The sequence below is a fragment of the Geotalea toluenoxydans JCM 15764 genome, assembly GCF_001311985.1.
GTDB lineage: Bacteria > Desulfobacterota > Desulfuromonadia > Geobacterales > Geobacteraceae > Geotalea > Geotalea toluenoxydans.
In genome coordinates this window covers 52,339-64,806 of sequence record NZ_BBCJ01000018.1, presented here as the reverse complement: position 1 = coordinate 64,806, position 12,468 = coordinate 52,339, and the positions used below count along the sequence as shown (strand labels likewise).

Here is a 12,468-nt window from a genome sequence, read left to right as displayed (position 1 = left end):
AATAGATCTTGAATCCAAAATAGTATTGAAAAAACTGGCAAAGGCCCATCAAGCACTGGCAGAGCTGAAAGGTGTGGCGGCCAGTATTCCCAATCAGGGTATTTTGATCAATACACTTGCTTTGCAGGAAGCAAAGGACAGTTCTGCAATCGAGAACATCATCACGACTCATGATGATCTGTATCGCAGCGACAGCATTGCCCGGCATTTTGTCAGCACTGCCGCTAAAGAGGTTCATAATTATTCGGCCGCCCTGCGCAATGGCTTTGACCAGGTCGTGAAAAGCGGTTTACTCACCAATAACGATATTCTTGAAATCCATAGCGGCATTGAGGAGAATCGTGCCGGTTTTCGCAAACTGCCGGGAACGGCATTGAAAAATGAACAAACCGGTGAGACGGTCTACACCCCGCCGCAGAATTATGAAGATATTATCGCTTTGATGACCAATCTGGAGCAGTTCATGAACAATGATGAGCTGTGCGATTGGGACCCACTCACCAAGATGGCAGTTATTCATCACCAGTTTGAAAGCATCCATCCGTTTTACGATGGTAACGGCAGGACCGGTCGTATCATCAACATCCTCTATCTGGTCAAGCAGGGGCTGTTAAGCGTACCGGTCCTGTATCTATCCCGTTACATAAACCAAAACAAGTCGGACTACTATCGCCTGCTGCAAGCAGTTCGCGTTGGGGATACGTGGCAGGAGTGGGTGCTGTATATGCTCGAAGGCATAGAGCAGACCTCGCATCAAACGATTGTGCTTATTTTGGGGATAAAGGAACTGATGCAGCGGCATAAGCACAAGCTGCGCGCCGAACTGCCGAAAATTTACAGCCAGGATCTGATCAACAATCTTTTTCGTCATCCCTATACTAAAATTGAATTTGTCACGCAGGAGTTGCAGATACATCGAAATACAGCCGCCAAGTATCTGGAAGAGCTGGTAAAGATCGGGCTGCTCTCGCGTCACAAGCTGGGCAAGGAAAATTACTACCTTAATGACGCTTTGTATGATCTGCTGCGTAATGTGAGTGCCAAAGCGGATGCATTGTCATGAGTAATAAACCGGGTTATGTACCCATGAGAAGCGGAACGTGAACACGAAAGAGCCATTTCGGTTATACATAAGCAGAACGTGCACACCAAAAGACCTTTTCTTGTGCACGTCATCAGGACGTATCACTAAAAGCGCTATTTCCTATGCATGATTTACGTAGAATTAGAAAAGGTGGTATCCGTGAGTTCCAATAATCCGTGTCAATCCGTGATTCAGACAGGTTACAAGAAGACCGAGGTTGGGGTGATTCCGGAGGATTGGGAGGTTAAAACTGCTGCCCAGATCTGTGAGCTTGTTGTGGACTGCAAGAACCGGACAGCTCCTGTTGTTGATGGTGGTGAGTTTGCTGTAGTAAGGACCCCGAATGTGCGTAACGGAAAGTTTGTTCGAGAGGAGCTTCGTTTTACGAATGAGACGTCCTTCCATGAGTGGACTGCCAGAGCCATTCCTCAACTGGGTGATGTTCTCATTACAAGAGAAGCGCCTTTAGGAGAGGTGTGCTTAGTACCTTCGGATGTGCGAGTCTGTTTGGGGCAGCGAATGATGCTTTATCGCCCAGATAGAGAGAAAACTGAAAGTAGTTTTCTTCTCTACGCCCTCATGTCATCAGGAGTGCAGAGCAATCTGTTCAAAAAATTGGTGGTTCAACGGTAGGTCATGCAAAGGTTGACGACATTCGTTATTTACAAATCCCTCTTCCACCCACCAAAGCCGAACAAGAAACCATCGCCGAGGCGTTGAGCGACACCGATGCCCTCATCGAATCCCTGGAGCAACTCATCGCCAAAAAACGCAACATCAAACAAGGCGCCATGCAGGAATTGCTCACCGGCAAAAAGCGCCTGCCGGAATTTACATCGGTAGGGGCACGGCGCACCGTGCCCCTACAATGCGACAAACACCACCAAATTCCCGATGGGTGGGAGGTGAAGCGGTTGGGGGACGTGTTGAAAGTTAGGCACGGCAAAAGCCAACATAACGTCGTCGTGGTTGGCGGGAAATATCCAATCCTTGCGAGTGGCGGCGAGATTGGGCGGACTAACGAGTATCTCTACGACAAGCCTTCGATCCTCATTGGCAGAAAAGGCACTATCGATGTCCCCCAGTTTATTGATACTCCGTTTTGGACGATTGACACGCTATTCTTCACAGAGATTGCTTCAGAAGCAGATGCAAAGTTCATCTTTTATAAATTCAACACTATCAACTGGCGGAGCTACAACGAAGCATCTGGCGTGCCGAGCCTGAGTGCCTCAAGAATTGAGAATATTGATTTCAGTTGCCCACCACTCCCCGAACAAACCGCCATCGCCACCATCCTTTTCGACATGGACGCCGAAATCACTACCCTCGAAACCAGGCTCGCCAAAACCCGCCAGCTCAAGCAAGGCATGATGCACAACCTGCTCACGGGGAAAATACGTCTGAACCATGATTTTCTTGATTAAAGGATTATCCTGATTTATTGATGTTATCCATCAAGGTGATCCCAAAATCCTATAAATCATGGTTCAGACGGAGGTTCTGACATGCTCCACTCCGACATAACAAAACGAATCATCGCCGCAGCCATGAAGGTTCACTCAACACTAGGCAACGGATTTCAGGAAGTCATTTACCAGCGTGCGTTGGCAATCGAGCTGCCTTTATTCAACCTTGCTTTTGAACGGGAAAAAGAGATGCTGATTCATTACCGTGAACAGCAAATCGGCACCCGCAGGGTTGACTTCTTTGTTGAAGAATTGGTAATGGTCGAATTGAAGGCGCTGATCCGGCTTGAGGATGTTCACTTGGCGCAGGCCATGAATTACCTTGAAGCGTATCAGATGGAGATCGGACTGCTGATCAACTTTGGCGCAAGGAGCCTGGAGTTCAAGAGGGTGCATAATAACCGTCTGAACCGTGATAAACTGTCTGAACCGTGATTTTCCTGATTGTAGGATTAACCTGAAAAATTAAGGCAATCCTTGAATCCTATAAATCATGGTTCAGACATTCAAGAAAATCCTGTAAATCAAGGTTCAGACAAAGGTACTGACAAATGACAACCATCGGCCAGCCAGAAAGATTAACCCAGAACCGCGTCATCGCCCTGTTCCGGGACGAGCTCGGCTATCGCTATCTCGGCGACAAAACTGACCTCCCAAACAACAGCAACATCGAAGAAGCACTTCTCACAGCCTACCTTTCCCAAAATGATTACACCCCGGCCCAGATCAGCAGCGCCATCTACAAGCTGCGCATCGAGGCGGACAATCCCAATCGCTCCCTCTACGATAACAACAAGGAAGTGTACAAACTGTTGCGATACGGCGTACCGGTGAAGATCGACGCGGGTAAGGTTACCGAGACTGTCTATCTCATTAACTGGAATGCGGCCAAGCGCAACGATTTCGCCATTGCCGAGGAAGTCACCCTGCGCGGCAACCTTGAGCGCCGCCCCGACCTGGTGCTCTACGTTAACGGCATCGCCATTGGTGTGCTGGAACTGAAGAACAGTCGCATCTCCATTGGCGACGGCATCCGCCAGAACATTTCCAACCAGCAGCCGCAGTTTAACGAGTGGTTCTTTAGCACGGTGCAATTCATCTTTGCGGGGAATGATTCCGAAGGGCTGCAGTACGGGACTATCAAGACGGAAGAGAAGTATTTCCTGAAATGGAAGGAAGACAAAGCGGACAACAGCCGCTTCAAGCTGGATAAATACCTGCTCAAGATGTGCAACAAGGAGCGGCTGATCGAGCTGATGCATGACTTCGTGCTGTTCGATGGCGGCCTGAAGAAGCTGCCGCGTGTACACCAGTATTTCGGTATCAAGCGGCGCAGGCGCATGTCCATCGCCGCCAGGGGGGTATCATCTGGCATACACAGGGAAGCGGCAAGAGCATTGTCATGGTGCTGCTGGCCAAATGGATTCTGGAGAACAAGCCCAATGCGCGGGTGGTGATCGTCACCGACCGCGACGAACTGGACAAACAGATCGAAGGGGTCTTCACCGCTGCCAGCCATCCCATGACGCGCGCCAGCAGCGGACGTGATCTGATGACCCAACTTGGCCAGGCCACACCGCGCCTGCTCTGCTCGCTGGTGCACAAGTTCGGCAGGAAGGGCGTGGATGATTTCGAGCAGTTCATCAAGGATCTGGAGGCGCAACCCTGCCTGACGGTGGGGGAGATCTTCGTGTTCGTGGACGAATGCCACCGCACCCAGAGCGGTAAGCTGCACCGCACCATGAAGGCGCTGATGCCCAATGCGGTGTTTATCGGCTTTACCGGTACACCGCTACTCAAACAGGACAAGCAGACCAGCCTGGAGGTGTTCGGCGGCTATATCCATACCTATAAGTTCAGCGAAGGTGTGGAAGATGGAGTGGTACTCGACCTGATTTATGAGGCACGGGACATCGACCAGCGGCTCGGTTCGGAAGACAAGATCGACACCTGGTTCGACGTCAAGACAAGGGGCTTAAACGATTGGCAGAAGGCGGCCCTGCGTGAACAGTGGGGCACCATGCAGAACGTGCTCAGTTCACGGTCCCGCATGGATCGGGTGGTGGAAGATATTATCTTCGATTTCAGCGTCAAGCCACGCCTCTCCAATGAACGCGGCAACGCCATTCTGGTGGCCTCCAGCATCTATGAGGCGTGCAAGTATTTCGAGCTGTTCCAGAAGACGCCGTTCAAGGGCAAGTGTGCGGTCATCACCTCTTACAATCCGCAGGCGAAAGACATCACCCTGGAGGATACCGGCGCGAATACTGAGACGGACAAGGAATCCATCTATACCAGCTACACCACGTTGCTGAAAAACACCGGCATGGCCAACACTGAGGCCTACGAGGACCACGCCAAGAAGATGTTCAAGGATCAACCGGTTAATATGAAGCTGCTGGTGGTGGTGGACAAACTGCTGACCGGCTTTGATGCGCCCAGTTGCACCTATCTCTACATCGACAAGAAGATGCAGGATCACGGGCTGTTTCAAGCCATCTGCCGAACTAACCGTCTGGATGGTGAAGATAAGGACTTCGGCTATGTCGTGGACTATAAGGACCTCTTTAAGAAGGTAGAGAACGCCATCGCGGTGTATACCTCTGAACTGGATCATAGCTCTGGCGGTGTCGATCCCGAGATTCTACTGCAAGACCGTATGACCAGAGGCCGGGAGCGGCTGGACAATGCACTGGAAGCAATCGCCATGCTCTGTGAACCGGTGGCGCCGCCCAAGGGGGAGTTGGAGCATATCCATTATTTCTGCGGCAATACCGAGATACCGGAAGACCTGAAGGCGCACGAAACGCAACGGGCGGCGCTCTACAAGGCAACGGTTGCGCTGGTACGTGCCTATGCCAATATTGCGGATGAACTGGGCAACGCCGGGTACAACGAGACCGACATCAAACGCATCAATAAGGATCTGGATAGCTACCTCAAGCTGCGGGAGATCATCCGCAACGCCGCTGGTGAAAGCCTGGACCTGAAAGCTTACGAAGCTGACATGCGCCACCTCATCGACACCTATATCGAAGCCGACGCTCCACGAAAGATTTCACCATTTGACGACATGCCGCTGCTGGACCTGATTGTGAAGACCGGCATTGCTAACGCCATCAACAGCCTGCCCGATGGACTCAAGGGCAACAAGAACGCCGTTGCTGAGACCATCGAGAACAACGTCCGCAGCAAGATCATAAAGGAACACCTGAATGACCCAGCCTATTACGACAAAATGTCGGCGATTTTGGACGAAATCATAAAGTTCCGCAAAGAACAGGCGGAAAACTACGAGGAATATCTGAAGAAGATCGCTGAACTGGCCAGGAGGGTGGAGGCGGGACAGGCCGAAAATACGCCCGAGCAACTTGACACGCCGGGACTCCGGGCGCTCTATAACAATCTCAGGCCTAAAGCAGCAGCCGACCCTTCACTTGCCTATGCGGGTGTTGCTCAAGACCCTATGCTCGACCTTGCCATAAGAATCGATGAAACGGTCAAACAGACCCGGCCTGACGGCTGGCGAGGTGTCCAGGCCAAGGAGAATGTCATTAAGGCTGCCCTGTATGGGATTTTACAGGACGTGACTGAGGTAGAGCGAATATTTCTCATCATTGAAAAGCAGAGAGAATACTGATGACCACCCAGATCAGACTTGGCGAGATTGCCATAGATGTGGTGAAGAAGGACATCAAGAATATTCACTTGAGTGTGTATCCACCGGCTGGCAGAGTTTGCATTTCGGTCCCACAGCGGATGGACCTCGATACCATTCGCGTCTTTGCCATCAGCAAGCTAGGCTGGATCAAAAAGCAGCAGCAAAAACTCCAAGAGCAGGAAAGAGAATTCCCGAGAGAGTATCTTGACAGGGAAAGCCATTATGTTTGGGGTAAACGCTATCTGCTGAAAATAGTTGAAAAAGGTGCAGTGCCTTACGTGACTCTAAAGCATAACAAGATGGTGCTTCGGATCCGTCCAGATATGAGTGCCGAGCAGAAGCAAATCGTACTTGCAGAATGGTATCGAGAGAAGCTCAAAGAAGCTGTTCCCCCATTGATCAATAAATGGGAGCCGCTCATAGGCGTTAAGGTGCACAAGTTTTTTGTGCAAAGGATGAAAACGAAGTGGGGTAGTTGTAACAGCCAGGCAAGGAACATCCGTCTCAATACGGAACTGGCAAAGAAGCCGCCTGCATGCCTGGAATACGTTTTAGTGCATGAGATGGTTCACCTGCTGGAACCCACTCACAACAGCCGTTTCATCACTCTGATGGATCAATTTATGGCATCCTGGCGGAATCACCGGGAGGAATTGAATCGTTCACCGCTGGGGCATGAGGAATGGGCAGAGTAACCTGCTTTTATACTGCCGTCCACCCTCTCCGCTGCATTACCTTGCTCATTACCCGAAAATGTATCAACAAATCACTGATCCGCATTTATTTTGGTCCGGACGAATTTTTTAATTCCGAAGAAAAGGTGAGTGAAAAATTACTTGAGGGTATTTTTGCGGGTATTTGCTGCCAATGCCTTTAGCAAAATACAACAAAATAAGTATGATAGATATGTATTAGAAGGACTACCTCTCCGCCAGTTTTTCTGCTTTTGGCAGGCTTCCTGAAAACCCCCCGACTTTCACCAGACTTTCACCAACGAAATTCTTGGTAAAAAGGAAGGTGTTTTGTTTTGATATCAATGTTGTCTTTTCCGAAGTATTCGAGGATGTTCCAGTAGTCCCTCCTGCTGCCTTGCGCCTTTCCCGCCAATAGAATATCTCTCCCACGATAATCTCATTATCCTCCAGCTTTCGTACTCCATACTAAAAACGTCACTCGCTATTGGCATTATTTATGCGTTTGTTGAGTTCCTATGATATGGCCTAATGTTTCAAACAGGCAGGAAAGCAAGATTATATAATGCATGCCAACTTTTTATAATTTCTGCTAATGCGCGTTTTAACCTAATTTAAATTAAAGTAGAGGTCAGGTCACCATGGGAAAAACTATTGTACGAAAAATCAGGGGAGTTAGCCTTAGAGCTAAGATAGCCTTGATAGCAGGATTTACCATGCTGCTGAGCACCTTTATTTATCAAGGGTGGTATAGCCCGACAAGCATCATGCCGGTAGTGTTATCAAAACCTATGTTTTTACCACCACGTCCGAAAGCTGGACCGGGAATGCCGGCATCAGCACCACCGACACGAATGTAACTACCGGTGGTAATCCTGGTGGCGCGATTCAATCCAGGATTGTCGGCAAAAACAAGCTCAATTCCGCGGCCGGCTGGTACCTCACCGGCATCACCTGGGAGTCTCTCGGTGTCCCTGCCGGATCCATCATCACGTCGGTCAACGCTTCCTATGATTGGAGATGCTCTGAGAATGTGTTGGGTGACCCCACCTCAGAATCTGGTGATTATATTCTGTCTGACGCTACAGATGGCAATCCAACTACCCTCGTTACGGGAACTCCCTTCAGCGCTACCACTTCATGGGCAACACGGAGTGCCACCGGTATTGCTGTCCCGGCTGCCTTGCAGCCATCAAACAGCAGCATCAAGCTAAGTGTCTTAGGGGTACTCGATACTACTGCCGATACCACTGCCGCTGTGACCAGAATGCTTGACAACATCTCCCTCACCATCACCTATTCGACACCTGCGGTCCCGGTTGAGGTTGCCGGCAGTCTGGCCGTTACTCCCTTGTCAGGCAACTATGTGGACTCACCCTTCACCATCACCGAGAATTTCACATCGACTCAGGCCGTAAATTCCTGCCAGTATACAATTAATGGGGGAACGGCCTGGACCAATGGAACGGTAAGTGGAACCGGACCGTATACCTGTACTGCTAGCAATGTGTCATCCACCAACGGAACTGCACTCAACATCCAGATGCGGGCTTCTAATACCAATGGTGCCAGCTGGAGCACCATCTCAGCATCCCTCAGCAAAACGGTGGATACGTTGGTCCGATCGATGGCTCTCTTATTGCCACTGCAGCTAGCAGCAGCCAGATAAGCCTTAACTGGACAGCAGCCGGCGATAGCGGGTCCGGGCTTAATACCACCACCTCATACAAAGTGGTGAGAGCAGATGCTACGACAACGCCTCCTGCTGACTGCTCTGGAACGGCCATATATCAGGGAACGGCAAACAGCTATAATGACAGCACAGGCCTCTCTGCAAGTACAGACTATGCCTACAGGGTCTGCGCATACGATGCGCTAAACCATTCCTCAGCGGGTGCCACGGCTACAGCCACGACACAGGCTGGTGGCACATGTACGACAAATATACCGGAACTGGCTGTTAATCCTTCATCGTCTCTGGTCGCAGCTGGTGCCAACATGCTCTATACGGTCACCGTGACCAATAGGGACATCGGCACAAGCTGTGGCAATGTAATCTATAATCTTGGTCTTGCCAACAGCAACACCACAGATTTCTCAGCCACGGCACTTTCATCAACATCTCTCACCATTGCAGCCGGAAATCAGGGGACGGCTTACTTTACTGTCACAGCAGGAGCAGCAGCACCAAATGGGGCTGTCAATACCTCAACAGTCAGTGCCAGTGCAGACCTTCATATTGCCCCACCCGATGCCACTGCTATAACGACGGTTAATAGCAACAATTCACCTTTAATGCATAGCAGTACCAATCTTGACCCTACAAATGCCAAAGGTTACGGTTCCTGGGGTACAGGATTTACTTGTGCAACATGTCACAACAAGGGCACCAGCAACGTCAAAATAGTTGCCGGACAGATTGAGACTTCCCTTGGCAGCAGGCCTGTGCTTTTCTCGCGCATGACAGCATCAATTGCCAATACCCAGGGGATTTTTGGTGATGATCTCAGGACCACCTATGCCAATGCTTCCCGCAACGTCTGCGAAGTATGTCACCACAAGACCCTGTATCACCAGTACAGTTCGACAAAGATTGCCAACCGGAGCACCGATCCCCATTATAACCGCCAGGATTGTGCTGCTTCCTGTCATCCACACAGTGCAGGCTTTAAAGGGTCCGGTTGCGACGGCTGCCACGGTAATCCACCTGTCAGTACGGCAACACTGGTAACCAGCCCCGAGGCGACACTGGCCCTGGGCGCCCCCCCGACCAGCGGAGGTTCCCATTCAGCACACGTGACAGGTGAAGGAATGAAGTGCACCACTTGCCACAGCGGCAATACCATGCCGGCGGTGAGCAAAACCATCCAGATTGGCTTCGATATCAACAATAGCAACTGGCCCGGCTTTGCCGGACCAGTTGCATTCGGCTCCTTTAGCGGACGTTCGCCCCTTGGCGGCACTCCTGCCTACAGCTTTGTTTCCAGCAAAACCGGCACCGTCGTCAATACCAGCACCAGCTACCGTACCTCCTGCAATGTCTATTGCCACGGCCAGTGGACCGGCGCCAATGGCTCAATAAATCCATCGTGGATTGTTACCGACGGCAGCCAGTCGGCCTGCGGTGCCTGTCACGCCGCTTCAGCGGCCAATGTTCCTGCAACCGGAAAGCATACTACCCACGCCAGCAGCAGTGCCGGCAACTATGGATTCTCCTGCACCAAGTGCCATCCGGGTGCAAGCAGCTTCAACCATGTCAACGGCAGCGTCCAGTGGCGGTTAAGCTCCTCCACCACCGGTCTCATCGGCTCTACCTCCAGTTATTCCCCGGCTGTTACCGGAGCCGATCCGGCAGGAATCAGCGGTAATACCAATAAATTAGCCCCTAGTGCCACCTACGGTACCTGCACCAACATCTACTGCCATTCCAATGCCCAGTCAAACACCGGTGCTGCTACACCTGTTGCCTATACATCACCAGGGTGGAACGATGCCTCCCTTGGCTGCGGTGGGTGCCATCTGGATATGGATAGCGATACATCCGCCCCCGGCGATCACGTCAAACACGCCCAAGGAACAGCCAACTTCACCTGTGCAACCTGTCATAACAGCTATACTGAAACATCAGTTACAACCTCTACCCATGTGAACAAGACCATAGAACTCTCCTTCAGTGGCACCTATGCCACCGGTACCGTTTATTCCCAGGGAAATGGCGCCGTCGGCAATGGCTTCGGCAACTGCACGGCAAGCAAATGCCACGGCCAGGGTGCACCGGTTTGGGGCGGTGGCTTGTACTCGGCAACCGTTCCTTGTGAGAACTGTCACGGCTCGGCCGCAACCAGTCCGTTCTACTCCACTGCGGCTACCGGTGCTGCGCCGACAAAGGTGACGGCTGAGAATGATAGCAAGGTCGGCGCCCATGTTCCTCATCTCACGGCACGAGCGGCATATACCGGCATCGTTGCTTGCGGGGATTGCCATACCGTTCCAGCTACGATTACTGCCGTAGGCCATATGAATGGTGTTTCAGCGCCTGTCTTTTCCGGCGATGCGGTACTGAACACAGCTAATCCGACCTATGCATCTTCAACCTGCACCGCCACCTACTGCCATGGCGGAAAGATGATCAACGGCTCAAGCAACGGAGTAGATACCAGCCCGACCTGGACCAATACTGCCTATCTTACCGGTATTCCGTCGAATACGGGTGATTGTGCCATGTGTCATGGCTGTCCCCCTACCGGTTATACGGGCAGTTCCCACAGCGGCACAGAAGCCTTGTCTGCATGTAACGGCTGCCATTCCCATGTCAATGCAGATGGCACATTTACTGCCGGCGCCAATCGTGCTCTACACATTAACGGTATAGTCGAGGCATCCGGCGGGGACTGCCTCGGTTGTCACGCCGGCCTCAAAAATAACACGGGCAACGCCGATATCGATAATAATGGTGTTCGCATAATCACAGCAGAATTTTCCAGAACCTCACACCATGTCACCGGTGTGACCTTGACCGTACGCCACTGTGCCATGTGCACATGGAGGGGGATACCAGCGGCGTCAAGGGAACACTGCATGAAAACGGCCAGATTGACCTGCGTAACGTGGACACCAACACCGCTATTGTCTGGACCGGTTCCGAGCATACCAATATGGATAATTTCTGTTTTGCCTGTCATGACAACAACGGGGTCAACAATACTACTGTTCGAAGCATTACGGGTGGAACGGCGACCAACCCCTTCAACGACACCCTGAAAAACAGTTACGATCAGGTCACACGCCCTGGGGTAATCGATGTCAAAACGCAATTCACTACCACCAACTACTCCCATCACGCCGTGTCCGGCCAGAAGTATACATCGTCGACACCACTGTTCTCGGCAAGTCCAAACCGGTTCGTATCCACCTTCACCCCACTCGGAGGTAGCGTTTCCATTCGCGATACCTCGACAATCCACTGCGGTGACTGCCACACCAGCGGTAAGTGGGCGACATCAGGCGGCATCGGCGCTCACGGTTCTACCAACGAATATATGCTGCAGACCGCTAGCGGCACGGACACAACCCATACATCGACCGATTATGTCTGTTTCAAATGCCATGTCGGATCTATCTACAACGATTTAGGTGGCAAAACCCTGGGCGGTACCGCTGCTCACATTACCGGCGGTAACGGGAGCGATTATACACACACTGCAGGGACAACCGGCCTGTCTGCCCGTACGAATGGCGATGGACACATCACCGGCATGACTTGCTCGGGCTGCCACAACTGCGGCCAAACCGGATGGGGGGGCATTCACGGTGGCAATGCCAGCTACACGGACGGTAACAATACTTCTCAGCAGACGAGGCGGTTCATGCCTGGTATGGGAAACTCCAAATACATCCCTGGGGGCTGGACATCGGGAACCGGTGCAACCTGCTATACGCTGAACAACTCAAGCTGGAGCACGTGCAATCAGCATCCTTCCGGCGGAAAATCTGTCACCAGAACGCCACGAGCAATCACCTATTGACTTCTAGCGCATTGTTGCATGAAAGGGGCCAGGCAAC

At 51.6% G+C, this 12,468-nt stretch carries 10 protein-coding genes and 1 pseudogene; all 11 read left to right on the top strand.

What is annotated here, in order from left to right; all coding sequences use genetic code 11:
- Positions 1-25 precede the first annotated feature (25 nt).
- The 11 genes and pseudogenes from JCM15764_RS12935 (at position 26) to JCM15764_RS23560 (ending at position 12,431) form a co-directional block, all read left to right on the top strand.
- Complete coding sequence (locus tag JCM15764_RS12935; RefSeq protein WP_243688942.1) at positions 26-1,063, top strand: Fic family protein; 1,038 nt, start codon at positions 26-28, stop codon at positions 1,061-1,063.
- Between the two features lie 180 nt (positions 1,064-1,243).
- Positions 1,244-1,717, top strand: a complete 474-nt coding sequence (locus tag JCM15764_RS12930) for a restriction endonuclease subunit S (protein ID WP_243688941.1) — start codon at positions 1,244-1,246, stop codon at positions 1,715-1,717.
- A pseudogene (locus JCM15764_RS28420) lies at positions 1,669-1,788 on the top strand (hypothetical protein); the annotation flags it as partial. The gene JCM15764_RS12930 and the pseudogene JCM15764_RS28420, both read left to right, overlap by 49 nt.
- 12 nt (positions 1,789-1,800) lie before the next feature.
- Positions 1,801-2,511 (top strand): restriction endonuclease subunit S, encoded by a 711-nt coding sequence (locus JCM15764_RS12925; protein WP_243688940.1) that lies wholly within the window; start codon positions 1,801-1,803, stop codon positions 2,509-2,511.
- Between the two features lie 81 nt (positions 2,512-2,592).
- Positions 2,593-2,988, top strand: coding sequence for a GxxExxY protein (locus JCM15764_RS12920; protein ID WP_054696378.1), 396 nt, complete (start codon positions 2,593-2,595; stop codon positions 2,986-2,988).
- 116 nt (positions 2,989-3,104) lie between these two features.
- On the top strand, positions 3,105-4,010 hold the full coding sequence (locus JCM15764_RS29845) for a type I restriction endonuclease (protein ID WP_243688939.1): 906 nt from the start codon (positions 3,105-3,107) through the stop codon (positions 4,008-4,010).
- Positions 3,917-6,193 carry a type I restriction endonuclease subunit R gene (locus tag JCM15764_RS12915; protein WP_439645298.1) on the top strand — a complete coding sequence of 759 codons (2,277 nt, stop codon included), beginning with the start codon at positions 3,917-3,919 and terminating at the stop codon, positions 6,191-6,193. Before JCM15764_RS29845 ends, JCM15764_RS12915 begins: the two co-directional genes overlap by 94 nt.
- Positions 6,193-6,909 carry a M48 family metallopeptidase gene (locus JCM15764_RS12910; protein WP_054696375.1) on the top strand — a complete coding sequence of 239 codons (717 nt, stop codon included), beginning with the start codon at positions 6,193-6,195 and terminating at the stop codon, positions 6,907-6,909. The genes JCM15764_RS12915 and JCM15764_RS12910 overlap by 1 nt, the downstream gene beginning before the upstream one ends.
- Before the next feature lie 1,033 nt (positions 6,910-7,942).
- On the top strand, positions 7,943-8,575 hold the full coding sequence (locus JCM15764_RS12895) for a hypothetical protein (protein ID WP_243688938.1): 633 nt from the start codon (positions 7,943-7,945) through the stop codon (positions 8,573-8,575).
- Between the two features lie 62 nt (positions 8,576-8,637).
- A complete protein-coding gene (locus JCM15764_RS12890; protein ID WP_243688937.1) occupies positions 8,638-11,667 on the top strand; it encodes a CxxxxCH/CxxCH domain c-type cytochrome in 3,030 nt (1,009 codons plus the stop codon).
- A complete protein-coding gene (locus JCM15764_RS23560; RefSeq protein ID WP_243688936.1) occupies positions 11,562-12,431 on the top strand; it encodes a hypothetical protein in 870 nt (289 codons plus the stop codon). The genes JCM15764_RS12890 and JCM15764_RS23560 overlap by 106 nt, the downstream gene beginning before the upstream one ends.
- The last annotated feature ends 37 nt before the right edge of the window (positions 12,432-12,468 follow it).